The organism is Streptosporangium sp. G11 (assembly GCF_051192615.1).
Lineage (GTDB): Bacteria > Actinomycetota > Actinomycetes > Streptosporangiales > Streptosporangiaceae > Streptosporangium.
In genome coordinates this window covers 189415-214370 of sequence record NZ_JBPJUQ010000009.1, presented here as the reverse complement: position 1 = coordinate 214370, position 24956 = coordinate 189415, and the positions used below count along the sequence as shown (strand labels likewise).

The window sequence follows — 24956 nt, the reverse complement described above, 5'->3', positions numbered from 1 at the left end:
CGTGGATGCCACATCGCGACCGCCTTCGATGGCGGGCCTTCGCCGCACGTACCAGGGACTGCCCCTGATCGAGGCAGACCTCGCCCCCGACCCCTTCTCGCAGTTCGCCCTCTGGTTCGGTGACGCCGTGGACGCCGGGCTTCCCGAGCCGAACGCGACCGTGCTGGCGACCGCCTCGGCGGGCGGACGGCCGACGGCCAGGACCGTTCTGCTCAAGGGCTACGACGAGAACGGGTTCGTCTTCTACACCAACTACGAGTCGCGCAAGGGCCGGGACATGGCGGAGAACCCGCGTGCGGCCCTGCTGTTCCCCTGGCACTCGATCCGCCGCCAGGTGCGGGTGGAGGGTGCGGTGGTGCGGCTGCCGCGCGAGGAGTCGGCCGCCTACTTCAGGTCCAGACCCTACGGATCGCAAATCGGCGCGTGGGCGTCGCGGCAGTCGGCGGTCGTGCACTCCAGGGAGGAGCTGGACGCCCGCTACGAGGAGCTGTCGGAGCGCTGGCCCGAGGATCCGCCGGTCCCCGACTTCTGGGGCGGGCTGCGCGTGGTGCCGTCCGAGGTGGAGTTCTGGCAGGGTCGTACCGACCGCATGCATGACCGCCTCCGTTACCGGCGCTCCGGCGCCACCTGGGTCGTCGAACGTCTGGCCCCTTGAAACCCTGCCCCCTCTTTACTGATATATCCATGTATGTCAGGTAGAGAGGTAACAGGGTGGGTTTCGGGGATTTCGTCCGTAGGCACGCGGCAGACACGCGCCCGCTGACCATTCCCGCGTACCGGCGTCTCTGGGCCGGCCAGGGCGTGTCGTTCATCGGCTTCCAGCTCACCTCGGTGGCCGTCAGCGCCCAGATCTACGACATCACGAAGTCGTCGTTCTGGGTCGGCATGCTCGGGCCGGCCAACCTGATCCCCCTGATCGTCTTCGGGCTCTGGGGAGGCGCGATCGCCGACGCGGTCGACCGGCGCAGGCTCCTCATCGTCGGCGCGCTGATCGCCTGGTCGGGGACGCTCGCGCTCCTGGTCCAGGCCGCCCTGGGCTCGACGAGCGTCGGCCTGCTGCTGGCCACCGTGGCCGTACACGCCACCGGTTTCGCCATCACCGGGCCGACCAGAGGCGCGATCATCCCCAGACTGGTCCCCGCCGGCCTGATCCCGGCGGCCAACACCCTCAACTTCCTGGTGGGCGGCCTCGGCACCGTCATCGGCCCCCTGGTCGGCGGGATCGTGCTCGCCCAGAGCGGCTTCGCCACCGCCTATCTGATCGACGCGCTGCTGTTCGGCGCCGGTTTCTACGCCGCGGTGAGACTGCCGAAACTCGAACCGGTCGGCGAGGTGACCCGCCCGGGGCTGCGGTCGGTGGTGGACGGCCTGCGCTACGTCTCCGGGCACCCGGTCGTGCTGATGTCGTTCGTCGTCGACCTCATCGCCATGGCGTTCGCGCTGCCCAGGGCGCTGTTCCCGGAGATCGTGGCCGAACGGTTCGGCGGCTCCCTCGTCGCGTTCGGCTGGCTGTCGGCCAGCATCGCCATCGGCTCGGTCCTCGGTGGCCTGCTGTCGGGCTGGGTGGGCCGGGTCCGGCGCCAGGGACTGGCGCTCACATACGTGATCGCCGCGTGGGGGCTCACCGTCGCCGCGGCCGGGCTCGCCGACCAGCTGTGGCTGATGGTCGCCCTGCTCGCGTTCGGCGGGGCCGCCGACCTGGTCTCCGCGGTGTGGCGGCAGACGATCCTGCAGACCCACGCGCCCGACGACATGCGCGGCAGGATGCAGGGGGTCTTCATGGTGGTGGTCGCCGGAGGCCCCCGGCTGGGGGATCTGCGTGCCGGGGCCACCGCCTCGTGGTTCGGCGCCACCGGGGCCTGGGTGAGCGGGGGGATCGCCTGCGCGGTGGCCGTGGTCGCGGTGGGACTGGCCGTTCCGGCCTTCAGAAAATATCGCCCGCTCGCGCGTAGCGTTTGAGCAGCTAGGGAAGGATTTGGCGTCCTCGGGCGTTGCCGTCCTTTGTCATCGCGGGCTGTTCTCCCAATAAGGTCGTCTTCTCAAACTTCCGAGGTCCCGCGCCGCCCTCCCGGGAACACCGCGCGATGGACGTAGCATCGAGAGAGGACGGGAGGAACCTTGACCGCACACGGCCTGATCGACACAACGGAGATGTACCTTCGTACGATCTTCGAGCTGGAGGAGGAGGGCATCGTCCCCCTGCGCGCACGCATCGCCGAGCGCCTCCAGCAGAGCGGTCCCACCGTCAGCCAGACGGTCGCCCGGATGGAGCGCGACGGCCTGGTTCGCGTCGAGGGCGACCGCCACCTGACCATGACCGACCTGGGGCGCACGCTCGCGACCCGCGTCATGCGCAAGCACCGCCTCGCCGAATGCCTGCTCACCCAGGTGATCGGTCTGCCCTGGGAAGAGGTGCACATAGAGGCGTGCCGCTGGGAGCACGTGATGTCCGAGTCCGTGGAGGCCCGGCTCGTCAGCCTGCTCAACAATCCCACGGAGGACCCGCACGGCAATCCGATCCCAGGCCTTGAGGAACTCGGCGTGGTCGGCGTTCCCGGCGGGAAACCGGAGTCGCTGCCGTCGATGGCCGCGATGGCCGGACCCAGAGATATACCCGTTGTCGTGCGGCGAATTAGCGAACAAGTGCAAAGCGATCCGGCTGTGATGCTTAAACTCAAGCAAGTTGGGATACAACCCGGACGCGAGGTGACGCTCGCGGCGAGCGACGACGGTGTGCGGGTGACAGGTGACGACGAGGCGGACAATTTTCTTGCGGATCTCCCGCGAGAGATTGCCGCGCACGTTTTCGTCTCCACACGCTGACCGAGGCCCCTTAGCTCGGTTGGATCCCGTTCGGGAGTCCCTCCGCTCCCAGGCCGAGACTGCAGGAGCAACCGTGGTTCGCTTTGCACACACCCGCCCACGAGGGGCGGTCACCGGATGAAGCGGTGGGGGGATGTTTCCCAGGACGCCGCTGATCACCTTACGGCTGGTTCCGTCCTGGATCATGCCGAGATGGCGGTGGTCGTCACCGACAGGTTCAGCAACCTTCTCTACTGGAACCCGTTCGCGGAAAAACTGTTCGGACGCCCCGGCACATCGGGGCCCCGCGACCAGTCCCTCTCCCTGGGCATCATGGAGAAGGACCACCCGCTGGCCGTCGAGCTCTCCAAGCACGTCCTCAAGGGCGGCGTCTGGGAGGGCACGTTCGACGTCAGGCGCGGCGACGGAACGATCATCTACGTACGGGCCCAGGCCGTGCCGCTGCGGCATCCCTCGGGAGCGGTGACGGGCATCGTCATCACCGCCCGCGAGGCGATGCGCAGCAACGAGCGCGAGAAGGACCGCTTCGGCCTGCTGGAGCGGATCGGCGAGCGCCTCGCCGGATCGCTCTACGTCGAGGAGACGCTCAAGCGCGTCGCCGAGATGCTCGTCCCGCAGTTCGCCGACCACTGTTTCATCGAGCTGATGGAGGAGGGGCGGCTGACCCGCAGGGTCTCCACTCACGTCCAGGGCTGGAGCCCGCCGCCCAACACCTGGGCGCCGCTCGGAGCGGAGATCCGCTACCCGGTGGGGCACTACGCCGAGATCGCGCTGCGCCGCCAGGAGACGATCCTCGTCGAGGACTTCTCCCAGACCAACTATCCCAGCCCGGGTGAGGCCAACACCCGCCTGGCCGCCGAGATCGGCATGACCTCGGCCATCGTGGCGCCGCTGTGCGTGCGCGGCGAGACCCTCGGGCTGATGTACCTGGGGCTGTCCAACCTGACCGACCGGCGCAGCCCGCACTACGACGCCTTCGACCGCGACTTCGTGGGGGCCATCGCCACCAGGGTCGCCCTCGCCGTCGACAACGCCCTGCTGTTCGAGGAGGAGCGGCACACCGCGGAGTCCTTCCAGAAGCACCTGCTGCCCCGAGCGCTGCCGCAGCTCGACGGGCTGGAGATCGCGGTCCGCTACTATCCGGCCGCCCCCCTGGCCAGCCACGGGCAGGGCATCCAGACCCAGGTCGGCGGCGACTGGTACGACGTCATCCCGCTGTCGGCGGGCCGGGTCGGCATCGTCATCGGCGACGTCGAGGGCAGGGGCGCCAAGGCCGCGGCGGTCATGGGGCAGCTGCGGGCGGCCCTGCGGGCCTTCGCCCAGGACGACAAGCCGCCCGCGGAGATCCTCGCCAGGCTCGACGAGTGGACGCGCATCATCGCCACCCCCGAGCAGGACGAGAGCGGCGCCGACATCAGCGTCCCGCCCATCGTCACCTGCCAGTACCTGGTGTACGACGCCTGGTCGCGGCAGCTGTCGTTCGCCAACGCCGGGCACGCCCCCCCGCTGCTGCTCATCGGCAACACCTGTACCGAGCTCGACATCCACGAGGTCGGCCAGCCGCTGGGAGTGCGGGCCAAGGGCATGCACGCCGACCTGGTCTACAAGGAGGAGACGCGGACGCTGCCCCCCGGCGCCGCGTTGCTCCTCTACACCGACGGGCTCGTCGATCGTCGCCCCATCCGCGACGCCGATGGCAGACCGCCCAACGTCGAGGAGACGCTGGCGCAGCTCTGCGGCAAGCTCATCGAGATCAGTGACGCCTCCGTCGAGCGCATCGCCGACGCCGCCACCGTCGCGGTGCCCGGTGAGATCGACGACGACATGGCCATCCTCGTGCTCAGGTCCGCCTCCGAGGACCTGGCCGTCGAGGAGCGCACCTTCCCCGCCCAGCCGATCATGGTCGGCGAGGCGCGCCGGATGGCCTCGGAGGCTTTCATCGGCTGGAACGTCCCAGAGGAGCGCGCCGAGCTCGCCTGCCTGCTGGTCTCCGAAGTCGTCACCAACGTCGTGCTGCACGCCGCCAGCGCCAGCATCCCGCGCAGGGAGCTGACGATGGACGGCCCTCCGCTGCCGTTCGACGAGTCCTGGGACGTCCCCGGCTTCGAGGACGAGGTCATCAACGAGAAGGAGTTCACGCTCAGGCTTCGCCGGGGCGGGGAGTCCGTCTGGGTCGAGGTCTTCGACCAGGACCTCCGGCTGCCGCGCATCCGCAGCGCGGGGGAGAACGACGAGGGCGGACGAGGCCTCTACCTCGTCGACCAGCTCGCCAAGCGCTGGGGTTCCCGCCCCACCAAGGAGGGCAAGGCCGTCTGGTTCGAGATCCCCACCAAGTCGCGCTGAGCCACACGCGACAGAGCTGGAACACGTCCCCGATCGGTGGTTGACTCGGGGGCATGGAGCTGGCGTTCGAACGGCGCGGGACAGGTCCTCCCCTGATCCTGCTGCACGGTATCGGGCATCACTGGCAGGCATGGCTGCCAGTGCTTGACCGGCTCGCCGCCGAGCGAGACGTGATCGCCGTCGACTTCCCCGGGTTCGGCGTCTCGCCGCCGCTGCCGCCCGGCACGCCGTACACGGCAGAAAGCCTGGCAGACGCGATCGAGTCCTTCTTCGCGGTGCTCGGCCTGCGCGACCCTCACGTGGCGGGCAACTCCCTGGGCGGCTACGTCGCCCTCGAACTGGCCTCGCGCGGGGTGGTCCGCTCGGCCACCGCCCTCTCTCCCGCCGGGTTCTGGAACCGCAGCGAGCTCGCGTACGCGCGAGCCGTCCTCCGCGCCACCAGGGCCTCCGCCCGCCGCCTTCCCCCGGGACGGGCCGCCGCCCTCGCGCGAGATCCGCTGGGCCGCGCCCTGTGCGCCGGCGTCATGGTCGCCCATCCGGGAAGGCTCTCGCCCGAGGCGCTGCTCGCCGCCCTCCAGGCGCTCGGGGGCGCCTCCGGTTTCGACGAGACCCTCGCCTCGTTCGCGGGGCTGATGCCCCCCGCGCCGCCGAAGGCGCCGGTCACGATCGCCTGGGGTGAGAACGACCGGCTGCTGCCGCGCCGGCAGGCCATCCGGGCGGCCAGATGGTCGGGGCAGCGGGTGAAACTGCTCAGGGGCTGCGGGCACCTGCCGATGACCGACGACCCCGAGCTGGTCGCGAGCGTGCTGCTGGAGGCGTCCCGGTAGGCGGGGCGGCGCGCGGCTCTCAGGGGGGCGGGCATCCCGAGGCGCCCGGTGCCGGACATCCGGTGCCGGACATCCGGGTCCGGCCGGGAGAGGTCAGCCGGGGGAGGTCAGCGGACGGTCTGTCCCCAGATGGCGAGCATCGCGATGACGAACACCACCATGACGCCGACGTACGCGACCGGGCCGAGCCGGAAGGCACGCCGCACCCGGTTCAGGCCCCAGGCGAACAGGAACGCCAGGAAGATCAGCAGAATCAGTCCGCTGTCCATCGTCACCACCTCGGGGGAGTCTCCGCTGACCAGTATGCGTCGGCGGGGCAGCCTTCGCGCTTGGTAAAGGCAATCCCCAACCCATGGGATCGTTGCTTTTCGTGAACAGGACATCGAAGGTAACGCGCGCCCTGCTGGTGGCAGCTCTGGCCGCAGGCCTCTCCGCATGTTCGGGCGGGAGCGTCGCGCCCGGGGCGTCGGCGGCCGCCACAGCCACCGTTACCGTGACCGCCTCGGCCACCCCGTCCCCCGTGGCCTCCGCCACGCCCTCCCCGTCTCCCACGATCTCCCCGTCCCCCTCCCCGTCGGTGGACGCCCTCGTCACGGCGTCGCCGTCCGTGAGCATCCCCGGAGGGCGGGACGTCGACGCCACGATAAGCGGGCAGATCACCCTGCGCGGGGTGGACGGGATCACCGTGACCTCCGAGAGCGACCGGGAGGTGAAAGCCCTCCTGCTGCCGTACACGGTCGTGCGCGACGCGGAGGGGCTGGTCTGCAAGGAGGGCGAGGCCCCCTACAGCTGCTCGGTGGAGCAGTTGCAGGCGGCGATCAAGAAGGGCGGCGTCCTCATCGCCAAGGTGACGATCAAGGACGGGGTCGCCGTCAACATCGAGGACATCACCGAGAAGTGACGGGCCCGGCCGATCACGGGGATCCGCTGTCCCGCGGGGGCGCGGACGGCGGTTCTCCGCGGGGCCGTCCCGAGGGCCGGGGGTGTCCCGGAGGCCGGGTGCGGCGCGGAGATCGGTCCGGTGTGTTCCGGAGGCCGGCGGTCGTCGCGGAAGCCGGTGCCCCGGAGGCCGGTGGGCGTGGCGTGGCCAGGGGCCGGGGGCTCAGAAACCGAAGGAGCGGCCGATGATCTCCTTCATGATCTCGGTGGTGCCGCCGTAGATGGTCTGGACGCGGCTGTCGACCCAGGCCTTGGCCACGGGGTACTCCATCATGTAGCCGTAGCCGCCGTGCAGCTGGAGACAGCGGTCGATGACCTTGGTCTGCAGTTCCGTGGTCCACCACTTCGCCTTGGCGGCGTCCACGGCGGTGAGCTCCTTGGCGTTGAGGGCCAGGATGCACTTGTCCACGTAGAGGCGGGCGATGTCCACTTCGGTGTCCAGCTCGGCCAGGACGAACCGGGTGTTCTGGAAACTGCCGATGTTCCGGCCGAAGGCCGTGCGGCTCTTGCAGTACTCGATGGTCGTCCGCAGTACCGTCTCGGCCGCCGCCACCGCCATCACCGCGATCGACAGGCGCTCCTGCGGCAGGTTGGCCATGAGCTGGAAGAAGCCCTGCCCCTCCTGCGGGCCCAGCAGGTTGGCCACGGGCACCCGGACGTTGTCGAAGAACAGCTCCGCCGTGTCCTGGGCGTGCATGCCGATCTTCTCCAGGTTGCGGCCCCGGCTGAAGCCCTCCATGCCCCGCTCGACGACCAGCAGGGAGATCCCCCGGGCACCCGCGCCCGGGTCGGTCTTCGCGACCACGACGACCAGGTCCGAGTTGATGCCGTTGGTGATGAAGGTCTTCTGGCCGTTGACCACGTAGTGGTCGCCGTCGCGTACGGCGGTCGTCCTGATGCCCTGCAGGTCGCTGCCCGCGCCGGGCTCGCTCATCGCGATCGCCGTGATCAGCTCGCCGGAGGTGAACCCGGGCAGCCAGCGGGCCTTCTGCTCGTCGTTGGTGAGGTCGACGAAGTACGGCGCCATCACGTCGTTGTGCAGTGAGTAGCCCAGGCCGGACGCGCCGATCGCGATGACCTCCTCGACGATCACGGCGTTGTAGCGGAAGTCCGTGATCCCGGCGCCGCCGAACTCCTCGGGCACCCCGAAGCCGAACATGCCGATCTCTCCGGCCTTCTTCCACACCTCGCGGGGGACGATGCCGTCCTTCTCCCACTGGTCGTGGTGGGGCACCACCTCGCGGGCCAGGAACTCGCGCACGGTCTCTCGGAAGAGCTGGTGCTCTTCCTCGAAGAGGTCTCGCTGCATTGTGTGCCTCCTAGTGATTCGTGACACAGAATACGATTCTGTTACTACCAGGTACACCCGGTTCCGTACCGTCCATGCGGCTTGCGGAGGCGTATGGAGGTACGTCCAGATCACAAGTGCGCCACGGTCTTCGGATCAACCCCCATCTCGCTGCGCCGAAGATGGGTGAAACCGTACGATCTACCCTCGGTGTGCTATGGGTATGCCCGTTGACGGCAGCCTTCGTGATCGGAGTGTGTGGTGGTTCGGTGGCGATCTGGGCTCCGTAGGTCTCTCGCGGTTTCGGCCCTGTGCCTTTTCGGCGGTGCGCTGGTCGCGCTGCCATCCGGTGCGTCCGGTGCCAGCAATGCCGAACTCGTGGTCGACTACAGCTGTACGGGGGGGATCGCCCTGGGAAGCAGCGTGGTGAACCTCCGGACCAAGGTGTCGATCCCCACGACGCTCACGGTCGGGCAGCCGCTCAACATCGGCTGGGCCCTCAACTACAAGAACGGCGACCCCGCCAGGTTCGGCTCGCCGGGCTACTTCGGTCCCGGGGGCAAGGTCCTGGTCACCGGGAACGTGCAGCTCTCGGGGAGCTGGGTCGGCATCCTCCAGCCGAAGGGCGTCGTCGACCAGCCCGGCAAGCTTCAGCCAGGACAGATCCTGAAGCTCCCCGACGGGATCTCCGACTTCGCCCACACCACCCAGGCGGGCACGGTCAAGGTCACCCCCCGGAGGCTGTTCGTGGACTTCACGCCTCCGGCCGGGGAGTTCATGGTCAACAACGACGATCCCCTGGTGAAGTACCACGGGGCGGCCGACTGGTACGAGCTGAACGACGAGCCGCTGAGCATCGGCGACTACGGCCGTGACCTGCACCGCACGGACAAGGTGAACTCCTTCTCCACCTTCACGTTCACCGGCACCGGGATCGAGTACGTCGCCCGGCGCAGCACGGAGGCGGGGAAGGTCGGGTTCAAGATCGACAATCAGGACGCCACGCCGTCCTTCATCGACGCCTCGAAGAACCCCGACGGCACGCCGACGAACGCCGCGCACCAGGGCGGGCTCACGCTGTGGAGGTTCAACGGCCTCAAGTACGGCGAGCACACCATCCAGGTCACGAACCTGGAGGCCGGCAAGTTCGCACAGGTCGACGCCTTCCGGGTGATCACGAGGGAGCTGGCGAACCCGCCGGCCGACTACAGGGCCACGTGCACGCTCGTCAGCGCGCCGGTCTCGGTGGACGTCACCATCTCCGAGCCGGGCGAGTCTCCTCCTCCGCCCAGCCCGACGGTCACCCCCACCACCACGGTCACCCCGACCACCACGATCAGCCCCAGCACCAGCGTCACCCCCACGCCTACGGTCACCCCGAGCGCGAACGGCAACGGCCACCAGTCGGTCGGGACGAACAGCACCACCACCAGCACGACCACTTCCACGCCCAAGCCCACCCTGACCGTGACCGCCACCGTCACCCCCACCAGGCCCACCCCCACCGCACCGCAGGTGATCATTACGCCCAGCGGCGGGGCACAGACCGGTGAGGCTCCGGGAGGAGGCTCCGGACTGGGGCTTCTCGGCGCGGGCACGGCGATGGTGACGGGAAGCGCACTGGGCGGGGTGGCCTTGATGAGGCGGCGAGCGGCACACGCACGCGGCCAGAGGGATAGCTGAAGGAGGCGCCGGATGTACGAAGGACCTGTGCAGGGCGGTCCCGACCCCTACGACGGTCGCAGCCCGGCCCCCAAGCCCAAGGGGAGCATGCTGATGGCCGGGCTCCTCGTGGCCGGGTCGCTCGGCGGGGTGGCCGCGATCATGGCGGGGCTGCTCGCGTACCTGGCCCCGGCGATGGAGGACGCGCCGTACGGGCCGCCCGTGCCGCAGGCGGCGGACAGCAACCTTCAGATCCAGGAGGTTCCGGTCGCCGGCCAGCAGCCCGCGGGAGTGACGCCGTCCTCGGTGGTGGGGCCGGGCGGGCTGGACGCCCCGCTGACGGCCGCCGCGCCCACGGCGCCGCCGCCGCTGCCGGTGGTCATGCCTCCTGAGCCGTTGAAGAGCGACGGGGTGACGCCCCGGCGGCTGGCCATCCCGAAGATCGGCGTGCTGGCCCCGCTGATGGCGCTCGGTGTCGACTCCAAGCGGGAGGTCCAGACGCCTCCGCTGAGCAGGCCCAACCAGGCCGGCTGGTACAAGCACGGCCCGATTCCCGGGCAGCAGGGGCCCTCGGTGGTTCTCGGACACGTGAACACCAAGGGCGGGGCCGCCGTCTTCAGCCGGTTGAAGGAGATCAAGCGCGGGGACAAGATCAAGGTCTCCCGGTCGGACGGGAGCCTCGCGGAGTTCACGGTCGACGGTGTGGAACAGGTCAGCAAGGCGGCCTTCCCGTCCAAGCGGGTCTACGGCAACACCGGTGAGGCGACCCTGCGACTGATCACCTGCGGTGGTGTCTACAACAGCAAGACCCGCCACTACACCGACAACATCATCGTCTACGCGACCCTGTCGAAGACCCGTCGCGCCTGACCGCGCCGCCCGGCCCGCGGGCCGGGCACGGTGCGCCGTCCTTCCCGAATCGGGCGCGGCGCTTCTCGAATCGGGCGTGATGCTTCCCGGATCGGGCGTGGCGCTTCCCGGATCGGCGGGTGGCGGCCCCTTTGACGCCCGCCTCCGATCGTTAGCCTCCCCGGTATTCCGGGTAGGAAGTCGTTCGTACGAGACAACCCCCCGAATGATCAGAAGGCGGGGGTGTGCCCAGGTGAGCACTGTGCGGGCCGGGGTCGTAGCCGTACTCATAGGGATAGCCGCCCTTGGCGCGGTCCAGCACCCGAAGTCGGGGAACGAGCGCTCCACAGGCTGGGGTGCCAAGCGTCACGCGCACTCGACGCCGAAGCACGCCGGAGGCTGGACGACCAGAAACTGGGGCAACGGCGGACGGACGGCCGAGCGCTCGAAGACGACCATCGAGCGCAGGGGGAACTGGGGATTCGGGCGGCCGAGACACTCGGACGGCGGGCGGTACAGGGCCCGGGAGGCCGGGCGGCGGGATCCGGAGCGGGGGCGCTACGGGAATCGCGGGTTCTGGCGGCGTGATCCGGGGAACGAGCGCGGCGCGGAGTGGAGGTACGGACGCCATAGGGACCGGGAGTTCGGGCGGCCGGGCTCGGATGTCAGGAGTGGTGACGGCTGGGACCACGAACGGCTGGAGGATCCGGCGTTCGAGCGGTACAGGGGAGGCGGGTCCGGAGAGCGCGGTGACGGCTGGGGGCTCGGGCGTTCGAGGGACCGGCAGGTCGGCCTACCGGAAGACTCGGGGTTCGGGCGGTACGAGGAGGATTACGAGGCCGGGCGCGAGCGCGGTGAGAGGCTGGGGCTGGGGCCCCACATGGACCGGGAATGAGACCGGTCCGTCGCCGGAAGCCGGTGTGGTGCCGGTTCGTCGTTTGAGGTCGGTGTGGTGCCGGTTCGGTGCCCGTACCGTGCCGGTTCGCTGTTCGAGGGCCCGTGCGGTGACGGTACGCCGGATGAGACCGGTGCGGCGATCTGAGGTCGAGGCCGGAGCCGGGGACGGAGAGCGCCTGGCCGCCGGTTGACGCGTGTTTCCCTTCCCTTCGCCAAGGAGTGAGTGATTAATCGCTCACTCTTTTTTTGTGGCCTACGAAACCGGGACACATTCCGGGAAATACCCAAGGATGCGGTCATGTGGTGTTATCTCATCGAGAATCGCTTCTGATCGTTAATCGCACGTCCGGTCCGGGTATAGCCGTTATGCGAATGTGTCTCCCCCGCTGAACCGGAGCGAGGGGTGTACGCAGGTGAGCAGGACGCGGGCTGGTGTGCTGGCCGTATTCATAGGGATGGCCGCGATCGGTGCCCTCCACCACTCTGACTCGACGGGCACGCGATTCGTGAGCGCCACGGACGGACGATCCGGTGACTCGTCGGCCAAGCGGTCCGCGAACTCCGCGGCCGGGCGGCTCGCGAACCCGGAGGCCCGGCATTTCGGCCGCCACAAGGCCGCGCCGATCGTCATCGCGCATCGCGGAGCCAGTGCCTTCCGGCCCGAGCACACGCTTCTCGCCTACACGGTCGCCATCTCGATGGGTGCCGACTACATCGAGCCCGACCTCGTCTCGACCAAGGACCACGTGCTGGTCGCCCGGCACGAGAACGAACTCTCCGCGACCACCGACATCGCCAAACACCCCGAGTTCGCCGACCGCATGACGTCCAAGGTCATCAACGGCGTCCGGCACACGGGCTGGTTCACCGAGGACTTCACCCTGGAGGAGCTGCGCACCCTCCGGGCCAGGGAGCGCTTCCCCAAGGAACGGCGGGACAACACCGCCTACGACGGGACGGAGCGCATCCCGACGCTCGACGAGGTGGTCCAGCTCGCGCGGAGGCACGGGGTAGGTGTCTACGCCGAGACCAAGTTCCCCACCTACTTCGCCTCGATCGGGCTGCCGCTGGAGGAGCCGCTGCTGGAGACCTTCGCGCGGTACGGCTGGAACGATGAGCGGGACCCGGCGTTCATCCAGTCCTTCGAGCCGGGGAATCTCAAGCGGCTGCGTCCCCTCACGCGGCTGCGGCTCATCCAGTTCGTCGGCGCGACCGGTGCCCCGTACGACGCCGTGAGCGCCGGTGACCCGCTCACCTACGACGACATGGTCACCCCGGAGGGGTTGCGGGAGGTCGCCAGGTACGCCGACGGCATCGGTGTGGTCACCAAGCGGATCGGTCCCGGCGATCCCGGGGGCCTCGACGGGAGACCGGTGTCACCCGTCGAGCTCGTCGGGAACGCCCAGCGGGAAGGGCTGCTGGTCCACGCCACGACGGTTCGCAAGCTCGCCGCGCGGCTCCGGGCGGAGCTCAGGGGCGACACCTCCGGCGGGCGCGCCACCGCAGGGGTGAGGAGGTGGCTGAAGCGTCTGTACGGGCTCAACGTGGACGGGGTCATCGCCGACGACCCCGGTCTGGCGTGCGCCGTACGGGACCGGCTACGTGGCGGAGGCTGACGCGCGCGGGCCGGTGTCATGCCGCACGAGGAGTGTCGTACCGCGCGGGCGGTGATACCGCACGGGGGCGTGCCGCGCGGGCGGTCGTGCCGCGCGGAAGGTGTCCCGTCAACCGCCGCGCACGGCCGCCCGTACCCGGTCAAGGGTGATCGGCAGGTCGCGCTGCCGGAAGCCGGTCGCGTGGAAGACGGCGTTGGCGATCGCCGCGGCGGTGCCGACGATCCCCACCTCGCCGATGCCCTTGGCGCCGACCGGGTTGAGTTCGTCGTCCTGCTCGTCGATCCAGTGGGCCTCGATCCCGCGGACGTCGGCGTTCGCCGCGATGTGGTACCCGGCCAGGTCGTGGTTGACGAAGTCGCCGAACCGGGGGTCCGTCTCCAGGGCCTCGTGCAGGGCCATGGAGACCCCCATCGTCATGCCGCCGAGGAACTGCGAGCGCGCCGTCCTGGCGTTGACGATCCGGCCGCCCGCGAACACCCCCAGCAGCCGCTCGACACGGACCTGCCCGCTGTCGACGTTCACCCTGACCTCGGCGAACTGCGCCCCGAACGAGTGGCGTGAGAAACGCTTCCAGGCGGCGAGATCTTCGGTGGTGTCCGCCCGCGCCTCCAACCCCTCGGGAGGGACCAGACCGGACCGCTCGTCGAGCTTCTTGACCAGTGCCCGGCACGCCTTGCTCACCGCCCAGCTCCACGAGGAGGTGCCCATGGACCCTCCGGCGAACGGCGCGGGACCGAAGACGCTGCGGCCCACCCTGACCGTGACCCGGTCCATCGGCACGCCGAGCTCGTCGGCGGCCACCTGGGTCAGCGCGGTACGGGCCCCGGTGCCGATGTCGACCGCGGCGATCTGGACCACGAACCTGCCCGTGGGCCCGGCGTAGGCGGTCGCGGTGGACGCCCTGGTGAAGACGGGGTAGGTCGACGACGCGACGCCGGTCCCGGCGAGCCACCGTCCGTCCTCGCGCACGCCCGGCGTGGGGTCGCGCCCGGCCCAGCCGAAGCGCGCCGCCCCCTCGCGCAGGCAGGCGACCAGGTTGCGGCTGCTGAACGGGAGCCCCGACTCGGGGTCGACGGAGGGCTCGTTGGCGATCCGCAGCTGGACGGGGTCCATTTCGAGGGCGTACGCCAGCTCGTCCATCGCCGACTCCAGGGCGAACATCCCCGGGGCCTCGCCGGGGGCGCGCATCCACGAGGGGGTCGGCATGTCCAGTCGCAGCAGCCGGTGGGCGGTGTGGCTGTTGGGCGTCGCGTACATCATGCGGCTGGCCCCGACCGTCGGCTCGGTGTATTCGACGAGCTTCGAGCTCTGCTGGAGCGCGTCGTGCCACACCGCGGTCAGCTTGCCGTCCCGCTCGGCCCCCAGGCGTACACGCTGCACGGTGGGCGTCCGGTAACTGACGAGCGCGAACATCTGCTGCCGGGTCGCCGCCACCTTGACCGGTCGTCTGACGGCACGGGCGGCCAGCGCCGCCAGCACGGTCGGCGGGCGCGGCACCGCCTTCGACCCGAAACCGCCGCCGACGTGGTCGGCGATGACGCTCACCGCGCTCTCGGGAAGGCCGAACAGCTCGGCGATCGCGGTCGCCGACATCCATGGGGCCTGGTCGGAGTTGTAGAGCGTCAGGGTCTCGCCCTCCCAGAACGCGATCGTGGCGTGCGGCTCCATCGGGCTGGCGTGCTCGGTCGGGGTCGTGTAGACGGCGTCCACGCTCACCGCCGCCGCCGCCAGGGCGCTCTCGGCGTCGCCCCAGTCGACCGTCCCCGCGAAACCCGCGCTGGCCTTCTCCGGCGAGAAGATTCGCGGGTCGCCGGGATTCAGCACGACGTCGTGCTCCCCCTCTCCCGCCCCCTCCTCCTCGTAGTCCACGCGCACCGCCGAGGCCGCCTCGCAGGCCCCCTCCAGGGTGTTCGCGACCACGGCCGCGACGATCTGCCCCCGGTAGGCGACGTCGGCCGACTGCAGGACGGCCAGCTCCGCGTCCTCCACCCGGCGCAGCCGGGAGACGTTGCCGCTGTCCAGCACGGCGATCACCCCGGGCATGGCCAGCGCGGCGGAACCGTCGACGGCGCGCACCCGCCCGCGGACGATCGTGGACTGCACCGGAGAGACGTAGGCGGCGTCCGGTACGGGGTGCTCGTACGCGTAGCGGGCCGCGCCGGTGACCTTGTCGCGCCCCTCGATCCTGGTCGGTGCCCCGCCCACCACCTTGTCGAGCGTGGTCATCCCCGCTCCTCCCGCGTGAAGTTTCCCGTGGACCCGGTGTTCCCCGTGTTCCCCATGGACCCGGTGGACCCGGTGGACCCGGTGGACCCGATGGACTCTGTGAGGTCGCGCACGCTCGCCGCGATCAGGTCGACGGCGAGTCCGATCTTGAACTCGTTTCGCGGGAGGGGGCGCGCCGCCGCGAACTCCGCCTCCGCGGCCGCCAGCAGCAGTGCCCTGGTCGGCCTGTGGCCGGCCAGCGTCCGCTCGGCCTCCCGGGCCCGCCACGGCACGGGGGCCACCCCGCCCAGCGCCAGCCGGATCTCCCGCAGCGAGCCGCCGGCCTCCATCGCGACCACCGCCGCGACCGAGACCACCGCGAACGCGAAGGACCAGCGGTCACGGACCTTGTGGTACAGCATGACCGCGCCGTCCGGAGGCGGGGGCAGCTCGACCCCGGTGATCAGGTCACCGGGTTCCAGCACCGTCTCCCGCTCCGGGGTGTCGCCGGGCAGCAGGTAGAAGCGGGAGAGCGGCACCGCCCGCTCGTCGCCCCCCGCGAGCCTGATGTGCACCACGGCGTCGAGGGCGGCCATCGCCACCGCCATGTCGGAGGGGTTGGTGGCCACGCATGCGATGGAGGTGCCGATCACCCCCAGGTCGCGGTGGTCGCCGCCGATCGCCGAGCAGCCGCTACCCGGGTCGCGCTTGTTGCACGGCTTGGTGACGTCCTGGAAGTACAGGCAGCGCGTGCGCTGCAGCAGGTTCCCGCCGGTGGTGGCCATCGACCGCAGCTGCCCGGAGGCCCCGGACAGCACCGCCTGGGAGATCGCGGGGAAACGCTCTCTGATGCCCGGGTCGCCGGACAGGTCGCTGTTGCGGACCATCGCGCCGATGAGCACGCTTCCGTCGGCCCGGTGCTCGATCCGGTCGTACGGCAGCCGGGTGACGTCCACCAGCGTCGCCGGTCTGGCCACGCCGAGCTTCATCAGGTCCACGAGGTTGGTGCCGCCGGCCAGGAACATCGCGTCGGTGCCGTCGAGGAGGGCGGTGGCGGCGGCACCGGGGTCGGTGGCGCGCTCGTAGGTGAAGGGCCTCATCGCGTGCCTCCGGGATTCCGCCCGGCGAGAACCGGCTCCGCGCTCTCGCCGCCGGCCGCGTCGAGGACGGCTTCGACGATTCCGGCGTACGCACCGCAGCGGCAGAGGTTGCCGCTCATCCGCTCGCGGACCTCCTCGGCGTTCAGGGCGCCGCTGGAGGCGACGCCCGCGGCGACGTCCTCGGTGACATGGCTCGGCCAGCCCCGTTCCGCCTCGTCGAGCGCGCCGATGGCCGAGCAGATCTGGCCCGGCGTGCAGTAGCCGCACTGGAAGCCGTCGTGATCGAGGAACGCCCGCTGTACGGGGTGCAGGTCGCCCGCGCGGGCCAGGTCGGCCACCCCCTCGATGGTGATGATCTCCTGCCCGGCGGTCGTGACCGCGAGTGTCAGGCAACTGTTCACCCGGCGGCCGTCCAGCAGGACCGTGCACGCCCCGCACTGCCCGTGGTCGCATCCCTTCTTCGTCCCGGTCAGCCCGAGGTGCTCCCGTAGCGCGTCCAGGAGGGTCACCCGGTTGTCCAGGGAGACGGAGTGGTCGGCACCGTTGATGCGCAGCGTGACATCGCTGCTGAACGCTTCGACTGCCATGCGCTTATCCTGTCAATTTCCCGATGAGGGGTGGATTTCCTATTAATCTGAAAATCCAAAAGAAGCAACAATCCTGGCACTTCGCGAATCACGGGAGAGTTAAAGGGGCGCCAAGACCGGTCAGCCCGGTCGCCTGCCGGCGGCCATCGCCGACACGGCGGCCCCGCGCCGCTGGAACCGCCGCTGCGCCTGATCCAGCGCCACGGCGACGACGAGCACGGCTCCCTTGATGATGGTCTGCCAGAACGGCGACACCCCCACGAGTATCAGGCCGTCGGAGAGGAAGCCGATGACGAAGGCCCCGACGAGAGTGCCTCGCACCGTGCCACGCCCCCCGCTCAGCGCGGCGCCGCCGAGGATCACCGCGGTGATCGCGTTGAGCTCGTACGTCTCACCGGCCAGCGGTGTCGCCGCGTTCAGCTCCGAGGTGACGACGAGACCCGCGAGCGCGGCGCAGGCGCCGGAGATCACGTACACGGCCGTCTTGACGCGGTCGATCGGGACTCCGGAGAGTTCCGCGGCCCGCTCGTTGCCACCCGCGGCGTACAGCCACCGTCCGAACGGCGTCCTGGTGAGCACCAGCGTGATGGCGAAGGCGAGGAGGGCCATGATCCAGATCGCCAGGGGGAGGCCGAACAGGTGTCCGTCGCCGATGACCTCGAAGCCGGTGTTGCCGAGCTCGGGATCGCCCGTCAGGTCGGGGTAGGTCGAGCCACCGGAGATCAGCAGCGCGATTCCCCGCGCCACGTACAGCATGGCGAACGTCGCGATGAACGGCGCCACCTTGAAGCGGGTGATGACGATGCCGTTCACCAGGCCGACGAGCATGCCGACCGCGACGCAGAGCGCGATCACGCCCCACACGGGTGGGTAGGCGACCAGGCCGGCGAACCCGAGGTCGAGCCCTTCGAGTAACTCGCCGGCGGCGACCGCGGTGAGCCCGACGATCGAGCCCACCGACAGGTCGATGCCGCCCCTGAGGATGACCAGCAGCATGCCGAGCGCGATCACCGCGTTGATCGCGACATGCTTGGTCATCGTGATCAGGTTCGGCACGGTGAGGAAGGTGTCCGACAGCACGCTGAAGATCACGACCACGACCGCGAGCACGATGAGCGCCCGCTGCTCGAACAGGCCGTTCACCAGCGACAGGCGGCGTGTCTTGGCCGAGGTCCTCTCCTGCGGGGAGTGGCCCGGCGACGCCGGTGCGGGGGACGATTCCCGAGATCTCACCCGCTACCGTCCGCGTCCGTGTGGATGGTGGTGCCGGCCGACACCCTTATCAGTTCCTCCCGGGTCATCTCGCCACGCCGGAACTCGCCGGCGAGAACCCCGTGGGCGAGCACCAGCAGCCGGTCGGGGACGCGCAGGGCCTCCTCGGCGTCCGACGTGGTGAAGAGGACGGCCAGGCCGCGCTCCGCCTGTGCCGCCATGAGCGCGAAGATGTCCGCCCTGGCGTCGGTGTCGACGCCGCGCGAGGGCTCGTCCAGCAGGAGCACCCGGGGGGCGGTCAGCAGCGCCCTGCCGATGACCACCTTCTGCTGGTCGCCGCCGCTCAGCGACGCGATGGGCGCCTCCGTGCCCTCCGCGTCCTTCCTGCCCTCCCTCCCGGCGGTGATGTCGGTGATCATCTGATTGACGGCGTCCCGCTCGCGGTCACGGGAGACCAGCAGCCTCCGGACGAAGGTGCCCAGCCCGGCCAGGGAGAGGTTCTCCCTGACCGACATCGTCTGGACGAGGCCGTCGCGCCACCGGTTTCCGGGAACCAGGATCACTCCCCGGTCGATGCGGTCGCGGATCCCCGCGTTTCCCAGCGGGATGCCGGAGAGCAGGATCTCGCCGGCCTGCGAGGGGGTCAGGCCGGCGAGCGCCTCCAGCAGCTCGGTGCGGCCCGAGCCCGTCAGGCCGTAGATGCCCACGATCTCGCCCTCCCTGACGGTCAGGGAGAGGCCGTCGATCGCGAGGCGGCCGGGATTGGCCGGGTCGGCCACCACGAGGCCGCGCAGGCTCAGCAGTTCCTCCCCGGTGGCCGGGGCGTGGTGCGGGAACAGGTCGTCCTGGTCGCGGTCGGTCATCCGCTCCACGATCCACCGGACGCCGACGTTCTCGGCGTCCGCCGTGGCGACCGGCCGTCCGTCACGCAGGACGACGACGTTGTCGGCGATCTTCAGCGACTCCTCCAAATGCGAGGAGACGTAGACGACGGCCACCCCGTTCGCGGTCAGCTCCCTGATGACCCGGAAGAGGATCTCGACCTCCGGGGCGGAGAGCGCCGAGGTGGGCTCGTCCATGATCAAAACGCGTGCCTCCTGGAGGAGCGCCCGCGCGATCTCGACGATCTGCTGCTCGCCCGGCGTCAGGTCACCGACCAGCAGGGTGGGATCCAGATACTCCTCCAGGCTGTGGAGGATCGCCTCGGTGGTGGCCCGCTGGGACGAGCGGTCGATCACCCACGGGCCCCCGCAGATCTCCCTGGCCAGAAAAAGGTTGTCCTGGATGCTCAGGTTGGGACAGAGGCTGAGCCCCTGGTGGACGATCGAGACGCCCTGGTCGGCGGCGTCGCGGGGCGACACGAATCTGACGGGCTTCCCGTCGAGCTCGACATGGCCGCCGGTGGGACGTTCGATCCCGGAGAGGATCCTCATCAGGGTCGACTTGCCGGCCCCGTTCTCGCCGAACAGCGCGGTCACCCGGCCGGCGGTGACGTCGAAGTCGACTCCCCTGAGCGCGGGCGTGTCCCCGTACACCTTGGTGACGTCGCGGGCGCTCAGGACGGTGACGGCCGGGCTCTTCACGGAGTCTCCTTGATCGAGACCGGGGTGATGGTCACGACGGACGGGGTGAGGAAGCCGAAGGCCCCGACGAAGGAGATCTTCTTGCCCCTCAGCCCTGGCGCGTTCAGGTTCTTGAGCAGCTTCTCCCACGCCTGGTCGTTCAGCGCGGTGGCGGCTTGGGCGTACTCCACCTGGTTGAGGAACTGCCTGAAGGTGATGAACCCGACCGAGTCCCGCAGCGCCGTGCCGTTGATGACCGGACCGACCTGAAGCGACACCCGGGTGCCGGGGGGCAGCCCCGGCACGGCCACGGGCATCAGCCCGGACCGCACCGCCCCGGCCGTGCCGGTGCCCTTGACCGCGAAGCTGTAGGGGCCGTTGCCCTGCCGGATCCCGTACTGCCTCCCGGCCCCCTCCATGTCGGTGTTCATGGCCTTCACCAGTACGGGCAGCTCGACGGCCTTCCTCTTGACCGCGGGCACGACCTTGCTCTCGTACGTCCGCTCTCCGTACGCGACCGGGTCGAACTGCTTGCGACTCGGCTCCGCGACCGACTCCGCCGAGCGGTACTGGGTGCTGAGTCCGATGGCCGCCAGGAGGGCCACCGCCAGGGCGACGGCGATCCATCTCGCCGGGATCCGCCGGCGGGGCACCTGACCGCCGCGCGCCTGCGAAGCAACCGGCGTGCTCATCTCGATCCTTCCGATGGGGAAATCTCAGGGGAGACCGCTGATCCGTCCGCTGGGAGAGAGCCCCGGGAGGGGCCCGTGGCCGGGTGAGGGGAAGGTTTTCCGTGAAGCGCGGGGGTGATCGTCGCTGCTCGGAGAGGACGTTCGGCGGGTCCTCTGGACGACGCGTCGTGCCGCCGGGGAGCCATCGCGCCTTCGGCACGTTGGAGCGGCCCTCGCGGTCCACCGGGCCGAGGGCGTGGTGGATGCTGTTCATGTCCCGTATACCCGTTCGTGCGCCTTCCACCGAAATCCTCTCCGAACGGGAGCCGGTCGAGTTACCGGACGCCGTCCCAGCCCGCGCCGCGCGGGCCGCGGACGACCGGGCCGATGATGACCGCGATGTCCGTGTCGATGAAATATTTCGGCACCCCAGAGGGGTATCCGGAGCGTCCTGATCGGGCCCGCCGCAGGTTCCACACTGCCCGATGGCGCTCCACGGATGGCGATCTTCAGGCCCGGTATCATCAGTTTTGACCTGGTTTTTTCTATATAACCGGACTCTGATTGCCGATCCCGGACCGCCGGTCCATCGGGCGGCCGGGGTCGGCGGGGGTCCCCTCGGCCGGACCGCAGGGGGTGTCTCCGGTGCCTCCGACCTCCGGTCGAGGCCCTACCCCGACCCACCGTTACGGGTCTTACCGATGTACGGTGTCGTTTGCTGTGGGATAGATGGGAATTTGTGTCCGTTTAGCCGACTTGCTCGCGTGTCCCGGTCTCTGTTCGTAGGATCTATGCCGAGCCTTGACCACAACCTGTAAGCCTCGGCGGCCGGTGTGCCGGCCGATCAATCTGGAACGGGGAGAAACTGTGCTGAAGTCCAAGACGCGGCTGCGCGTCGCGGTCAAGACAGCCGTGATCGCTACGGCGGGCGCAGGCATCTTCGGTGCGATCCCCGCGCTGGCCTCCATCTATGCCGCCCCCAAGCCGGTCGCCTACACCTGCACGCCCGCCAACGCGGCGTCACCGGCGGCGACGTACACGTTCCAGATGGATCTCACGGGCCCGACGGCGGCGGTGACGAACTCGCCCCTCGTGGCGACGTGGAAGATAGCCCCGCCCAGCCCGCTCGTCGCGCCCACGGCCGTCACCGTGCCCCTGTCTCTCATCATCGACGCCGACGTGCAGATCAACGCGACTCCCGCGGCGGTCCTCCCGCTTCCCTCCGAGCTCCGCTCGATCGCCGCCACCGCTCCCGCCGCGACGATGACGTCCGGCCAGCCGCTCACCCTGCCGACGCTGATGGTCACGGTGACTCCCAGCGCGACCGGCGTCGTGGCCTTCGAGCCCGACAACTTCACCCTGCTCCTCGGTGCCGCGGCGGGCACCGGGACCAACGAGATCACCGTGCTGGACTGCACGGTCCCGGTCGAGGCCCAGGTCTCCGCCGCCGCACTGCGGGTGACGGTGGGAACGGGCGCTCCCAGCCAGTCGAACAGTCCGTCGCCGTCGGCGTCCCCGTCGCCGTCCCCGACCGTCACGACCCCCAGGCCGACGCCGACGCTCACCGTCACCCGGACCAAGACCGCGGAGGCGTCCTCCGACCCCGACGAGCAGATCGAGGAGACCCCCAAGGGCGCCGCCTCCACGGGTGGCGGCGGCGACGCGGGGCCCGACGCTCGAATGATCATGTTCAGCGGTGTGCTGATGGTGGCGCTCGCCGGGATCGGCGGCCTCGTGCTGCGGCGTCGCACCGCCGGTCGCGGCTGATCGGGGTGGCCGGATGACCACCCCACCTCCGGGCGGCTGGCCGCCCCCCGGGCACCCCCAGGGGCCGGTGCCCCACTACCGGCCGGTTCCGGTCCAGCCGCCGTACCCGCCGCAGGGCCACTCCCGGGGGTATGGCCCGCCGTACGAGGAATGGCCGCCGGGGCAGGAGCCTCCCGGCGGTGGCCGGATGATGCGGTCGGTGCTCATCCTGGCCGGGATCGCCGGGGTGGTCACGGTCCTGGTGGGCCTGCTCTACATGCTGGCCGCGCCCGAGGAGTACGGCCTGGCCGACCAGCGCACCACGCTGCCGCCCCGCGACCTGGCGGCCGTGGCACCGGCGAACCCCTACTTCCAGGCACCCGCGACCGCGCCGCCGCCCCTGCCCAGCCTGCCCCCGGCCCCGGCCATGCAGCCCTCCTCCCCGGTGCGCCTGGTCATCCCGCGGCTCGGCGTCAACGCGCCGGTCAGGTCCGTGGGACTCGACAGGAAGGGCACCATCGAGGTGCCGCCGGTCGGCGACCCGAACCTGGTCGGCTGGTACCGCTCGGGCCCCACGCCCGGCGAGGCGGGCCCCGCGATCATGCTCGGGCACAAGGACACGCGCTCGGGAAGCGCGGTGTTCAGCCGCCTCGACGAGATCCGCAACGGCGACGTCATCGAGGTGCACCGCAAGGACGGGATCATCGCCGTCTACACCGTCGGCGGGCTGGAGCAGGCGGAGAAGTCGGTGTTCCCGACGCAGCGGGTGTACGGCCAGTCGCCGACCCCGCAGCTGCACCTGATCACGTGCGGCGGTGTCTACGACCGCGCGACCGGCCACTACACCGACAACGTCATCGCCTACGCGACCATGACGAGCGCGAAGAAGGCCTGAGCGGCACCGCTTTCCGATATTTCGTGTGTTTCGTGGAAGGCGCGATCAGCTTCGCTGCCGCGTGGGCGGCTCCCGTCAGGGCGCGGACAAAGGTTCTGTTGTAACCTCCTACTAACCGAACATTGCTCGGTTTCGCAGGCAGCTCGGTTCCGCAAGCAGGAGGCACTGTGGCAGAGGCGTACATCGTCGGGGCGGTCCGCACCCCCGTCGGCAAGAAGAAGGGCGGTCTGTCCACCGTCCACCCCACCGACCTGGCCGCGCACACCCTCAGCGCGCTCGTCGAGCGTACGGGCGTCGACCCGTCCGCGGTCGAAGACGTGATCATGGGCTGTGTCATGCAGTTCGGCCCGCAGAGCATGGACATCGCGCGCAACGCCTGGCTGTCGGCGGGCCTGCCGGAGAACGTCGCCGGCGTGACCATCGACCGCCAGTGCGGCTCCTCCCAGCAGTCGATCCACTTCGCGGCCCAGGGGGTGCTCTCCGGCACCCAGGACCTCGTCGTGGCCGCCGGGGTGGAGTCCATGAGCATCGTCCCCATGGGGTCGAGCATCACCACCGCCCTGGAGAAGGGCATGCCCTTCCCCTTCGGGGAGAAGTGGGTGGAGCGGTACGGCAAGCAGGAGATCTCCCAGTTCCGCGGCGCGGAGCTCATGTGCGAGAAGTGGGGCCTCAAGCGCGAGGAGCTGGAGCGGTTCGCGTACGAGAGCCACCAGCGGGCTTCGAAGGCCGTCGCGAACGGCTACTTCAAGGACCAGATCGCCCCGATCAACGGTGTCGAGGACGACGAGGGCCCGCGCCCGGACACCACGCTGGAGAAGATGGCGTCGCTGAAGACGTTGAAGGAGGGCGGCATGATCACGGCCGCCACCTCCTCGCAGATCTCCGACGGCTCGGGAGCGCTCCTGATCGCCTCCGAGCAGGCGGTCCGCGACCACAACCTGACCCCCAGGGCGCGCATCGTCACCCTGGCGCTCACCGGCGACGACCCGGTCTACATGCTGACCGCGCCGATCCCGGCGACCCAGAAGGCGCTGAAGAGGGCGGGCCTGTCCATCGAGGACATCGACGTCACCGAGATCAACGAGGCGTTCGCCCCCGTCCCGCTGGCGTGGATCAACGACCTGGGAGCCGACCCGGCCAAGGTCAACCCGAACGGCGGCGCGATCGCCCTGGGCCACCCGCTGGGCGGCACCGGCGCGATCCTGATGACCAAGCTTCTGCACGAGCTGGAGCGGACCGGCGGCCGGTACGGGCTGCAGACGATGTGCGAGGGCGGCGGCCAGGCCAACGTCACGATCATCGAGCGCCTCTGACACCGGTGCCCGCACGGCCCGCGCGGCCCGAGCGGCGCCCGTGAGGTGGGGAAGGCCCCGCTCCTGGAATCCAGGAGCGGGGCCTTTCACGTTCTCGCGAAGGGGTCCGCAGGCCGGCCTCGCGAAGGGACCCGCGGGCCGGCCTCGCGAGGGCCGGCCCGCGGGTCAGCGGCCGCCTTTGCCGGGAATCCGGCGCGGCTGCTGGGTCGGCCGCATCGGCGTCGGGGGCATCGGCAGATGCCGGGGCGCCGGGGGCACGACGTGCTCGGGGAGCGGGGTGCGGGTCTTGGCGGTCTTGGACTTCCCGCCGCGCTTCTGCGCGAGTTTGTGAGCAGCGTGAATTCGCATATGGGACTCCTTGAGAAATGTGACGACGCGGTGAGATCCCGGGTCGGACAACTCAGCTGCCGCGTCAGACGAA

General features: G+C 70.1%; 22 protein-coding genes. 13 read left to right on the top strand and 9 right to left on the bottom strand.

The window, feature by feature from the left end; all coding sequences use genetic code 11:
* Position 1: 1 nt before the first annotated feature.
* From pdxH to ACSDR0_RS12540, 5 genes are all read left to right on the top strand, one after another.
* Entirely contained in the window at positions 2 to 655 is a 654-nt protein-coding gene (pdxH, locus tag ACSDR0_RS12560; protein ID WP_435288940.1) for a pyridoxamine 5'-phosphate oxidase, read from the top strand.
* 56 nt (positions 656 to 711) lie between these two features.
* Positions 712 to 1959: an MFS transporter gene (locus tag ACSDR0_RS12555; RefSeq protein ID WP_435288939.1), complete on the top strand. Its 1248-nt coding sequence runs from the start codon at positions 712 to 714 to the stop codon at positions 1957 to 1959.
* 159 nt (positions 1960 to 2118) lie between these two features.
* Entirely contained in the window at positions 2119 to 2823 is a 705-nt protein-coding gene (locus ACSDR0_RS12550; RefSeq protein WP_435288938.1) for a metal-dependent transcriptional regulator, read from the top strand.
* Positions 2824 to 2940: 117 nt separating this feature from the next.
* Positions 2941 to 5166, top strand: a complete 2226-nt coding sequence (locus ACSDR0_RS12545; RefSeq protein ID WP_435288937.1) for a SpoIIE family protein phosphatase — start codon at positions 2941 to 2943, stop codon at positions 5164 to 5166.
* A 53-nt stretch (positions 5167 to 5219) separates the two neighbouring features.
* Positions 5220 to 5993, top strand: a complete 774-nt coding sequence (locus ACSDR0_RS12540; protein WP_435288936.1) for an alpha/beta fold hydrolase — start codon at positions 5220 to 5222, stop codon at positions 5991 to 5993.
* A gap of 107 nt (positions 5994 to 6100) precedes the next feature.
* Here ACSDR0_RS12540 and ACSDR0_RS12535 read toward each other — a convergent pair whose 3' ends face one another.
* The gene (locus tag ACSDR0_RS12535) at positions 6101 to 6262 is read right to left on the bottom strand and encodes a hypothetical protein (RefSeq protein WP_329089849.1); all 162 of its coding nucleotides are present in this window, start codon (positions 6260 to 6262) and stop codon (positions 6101 to 6103) included.
* A gap of 101 nt (positions 6263 to 6363) precedes the next feature.
* Here ACSDR0_RS12535 and ACSDR0_RS12530 point away from each other — a divergent pair, with 101 nt between their 5' ends.
* Positions 6364 to 6894: a hypothetical protein gene (locus ACSDR0_RS12530; RefSeq protein WP_435288935.1), complete on the top strand. Its 531-nt coding sequence runs from the start codon at positions 6364 to 6366 to the stop codon at positions 6892 to 6894.
* Positions 6895 to 7095: 201 nt separating this feature from the next.
* On the opposite strand, the gene ACSDR0_RS12525 is transcribed toward ACSDR0_RS12530, so the two are convergent.
* A complete protein-coding gene (locus ACSDR0_RS12525) occupies positions 7096 to 8241 on the bottom strand; it encodes an acyl-CoA dehydrogenase family protein (RefSeq protein ID WP_435288934.1) in 1146 nt (381 codons plus the stop codon).
* A 402-nt stretch (positions 8242 to 8643) separates the two neighbouring features.
* On the opposite strand from ACSDR0_RS12525, the gene ACSDR0_RS12520 reads away from it, so the two are divergent.
* From ACSDR0_RS12520 to ACSDR0_RS12505, 4 genes are all read left to right on the top strand, one after another.
* Positions 8644 to 9903 (top strand): hypothetical protein, encoded by a 1260-nt coding sequence (locus ACSDR0_RS12520; RefSeq protein ID WP_435288933.1) that lies wholly within the window; start codon positions 8644 to 8646, stop codon positions 9901 to 9903.
* A gap of 12 nt (positions 9904 to 9915) precedes the next feature.
* Positions 9916 to 10752, top strand: a complete 837-nt coding sequence (locus ACSDR0_RS12515) for a class F sortase (RefSeq protein WP_435288932.1) — start codon at positions 9916 to 9918, stop codon at positions 10750 to 10752.
* 232 nt (positions 10753 to 10984) lie between these two features.
* Complete coding sequence (locus ACSDR0_RS12510; protein WP_435288931.1) at positions 10985 to 11626, top strand: hypothetical protein; 642 nt, start codon at positions 10985 to 10987, stop codon at positions 11624 to 11626.
* A gap of 508 nt (positions 11627 to 12134) precedes the next feature.
* A complete protein-coding gene (locus tag ACSDR0_RS12505) occupies positions 12135 to 13244 on the top strand; it encodes a glycerophosphodiester phosphodiesterase family protein (RefSeq protein WP_435288930.1) in 1110 nt (369 codons plus the stop codon).
* Between the two features lie 108 nt (positions 13245 to 13352).
* On the opposite strand, the gene ACSDR0_RS12500 is transcribed toward ACSDR0_RS12505, so the two are convergent.
* The 6 genes from ACSDR0_RS12500 to ACSDR0_RS12475 form a co-directional block, all read right to left on the bottom strand.
* Complete coding sequence (locus tag ACSDR0_RS12500; RefSeq protein ID WP_435288929.1) at positions 13353 to 15470, bottom strand: xanthine dehydrogenase family protein molybdopterin-binding subunit; 2118 nt, start codon at positions 15468 to 15470, stop codon at positions 13353 to 13355.
* Positions 15467 to 16549 carry an FAD binding domain-containing protein gene (locus tag ACSDR0_RS12495; RefSeq protein WP_435288928.1) on the bottom strand — a complete coding sequence of 361 codons (1083 nt, stop codon included), beginning with the start codon at positions 16547 to 16549 and terminating at the stop codon, positions 15467 to 15469. The genes ACSDR0_RS12500 and ACSDR0_RS12495 overlap by 4 nt, the downstream gene beginning before the upstream one ends.
* Complete coding sequence (locus ACSDR0_RS12490; protein ID WP_435288927.1) at positions 16546 to 17136, bottom strand: 2Fe-2S iron-sulfur cluster-binding protein; 591 nt, start codon at positions 17134 to 17136, stop codon at positions 16546 to 16548. Before ACSDR0_RS12490 ends, ACSDR0_RS12495 begins: the two co-directional genes overlap by 4 nt.
* Before the next feature lie 120 nt (positions 17137 to 17256).
* Positions 17257 to 18369: an ABC transporter permease gene (locus ACSDR0_RS12485; protein WP_435288926.1), complete on the bottom strand. Its 1113-nt coding sequence runs from the start codon at positions 18367 to 18369 to the stop codon at positions 17257 to 17259.
* A complete protein-coding gene (locus ACSDR0_RS12480) occupies positions 18366 to 19931 on the bottom strand; it encodes a sugar ABC transporter ATP-binding protein (RefSeq protein WP_435288925.1) in 1566 nt (521 codons plus the stop codon). Before ACSDR0_RS12480 ends, ACSDR0_RS12485 begins: the two co-directional genes overlap by 4 nt.
* The gene (locus ACSDR0_RS12475) at positions 19928 to 20602 is read right to left on the bottom strand and encodes a DUF2291 family protein (RefSeq protein WP_435288924.1); all 675 of its coding nucleotides are present in this window, start codon (positions 20600 to 20602) and stop codon (positions 19928 to 19930) included. The genes ACSDR0_RS12480 and ACSDR0_RS12475 overlap by 4 nt, the downstream gene beginning before the upstream one ends.
* Positions 20603 to 21448: 846 nt before the next feature.
* On the opposite strand from ACSDR0_RS12475, the gene ACSDR0_RS12470 reads away from it, so the two are divergent.
* The 3 genes from ACSDR0_RS12470 (at position 21449) to ACSDR0_RS12460 (ending at position 24535) form a co-directional block, all read left to right on the top strand.
* Positions 21449 to 22348, top strand: a complete 900-nt coding sequence (locus tag ACSDR0_RS12470) for a hypothetical protein (protein WP_435288923.1) — start codon at positions 21449 to 21451, stop codon at positions 22346 to 22348.
* Between the two features lie 13 nt (positions 22349 to 22361).
* Positions 22362 to 23222, top strand: a complete 861-nt coding sequence (locus ACSDR0_RS12465) for a class F sortase (protein WP_435288922.1) — start codon at positions 22362 to 22364, stop codon at positions 23220 to 23222.
* Positions 23223 to 23389: 167 nt separating this feature from the next.
* Positions 23390 to 24535 carry an acetyl-CoA C-acetyltransferase gene (locus tag ACSDR0_RS12460; RefSeq protein WP_435288921.1) on the top strand — a complete coding sequence of 382 codons (1146 nt, stop codon included), beginning with the start codon at positions 23390 to 23392 and terminating at the stop codon, positions 24533 to 24535.
* Between the two features lie 165 nt (positions 24536 to 24700).
* On the opposite strand, the gene ACSDR0_RS12455 is transcribed toward ACSDR0_RS12460, so the two are convergent.
* Positions 24701 to 24883, bottom strand: coding sequence for a hypothetical protein (locus ACSDR0_RS12455; protein ID WP_435288920.1), 183 nt, complete (start codon positions 24881 to 24883; stop codon positions 24701 to 24703).
* Positions 24884 to 24956: the final 73 nt, after the last annotated feature.

Bases quoted from the DNA above. Each gene is read 5' to 3' on its own strand.
- ACSDR0_RS12545 (WP_435288937.1), top strand. From the start codon at position 2,941: ATGAAGCGGTGGGGGGATGTTTCCCAGGACGCCGCTGATCACCTTACG.
- ACSDR0_RS12540 (WP_435288936.1), top strand. From the start codon at position 5,220: ATGGAGCTGGCGTTCGAACGGCGCGGGACAGGTCCTCCCCTGATCCTG.
- ACSDR0_RS12535 (WP_329089849.1), bottom strand. From the start codon at position 6,262: ATGGACAGCGGACTGATTCTGCTGATCTTCCTGGCGTTCCTGTTCGCC.
- ACSDR0_RS12525 (WP_435288934.1), bottom strand. From the start codon at position 8,241: ATGCAGCGAGACCTCTTCGAGGAAGAGCACCAGCTCTTCCGAGAGACC.
- ACSDR0_RS12515 (WP_435288932.1), top strand. From the start codon at position 9,916: ATGTACGAAGGACCTGTGCAGGGCGGTCCCGACCCCTACGACGGTCGC.
- ACSDR0_RS12500 (WP_435288929.1), bottom strand. From the start codon at position 15,470: ATGACCACGCTCGACAAGGTGGTGGGCGGGGCACCGACCAGGATCGAG.
- ACSDR0_RS12495 (WP_435288928.1), bottom strand. From the start codon at position 16,549: ATGAGGCCCTTCACCTACGAGCGCGCCACCGACCCCGGTGCCGCCGCC.
- ACSDR0_RS12490 (WP_435288927.1), bottom strand. From the start codon at position 17,136: ATGGCAGTCGAAGCGTTCAGCAGCGATGTCACGCTGCGCATCAACGGT.
- ACSDR0_RS12475 (WP_435288924.1), bottom strand. From the start codon at position 20,602: ATGAGCACGCCGGTTGCTTCGCAGGCGCGCGGCGGTCAGGTGCCCCGC.
- ACSDR0_RS12465 (WP_435288922.1), top strand. From the start codon at position 22,362: ATGACCACCCCACCTCCGGGCGGCTGGCCGCCCCCCGGGCACCCCCAG.
- ACSDR0_RS12455 (WP_435288920.1), bottom strand. From the start codon at position 24,883: ATGCGAATTCACGCTGCTCACAAACTCGCGCAGAAGCGCGGCGGGAAG.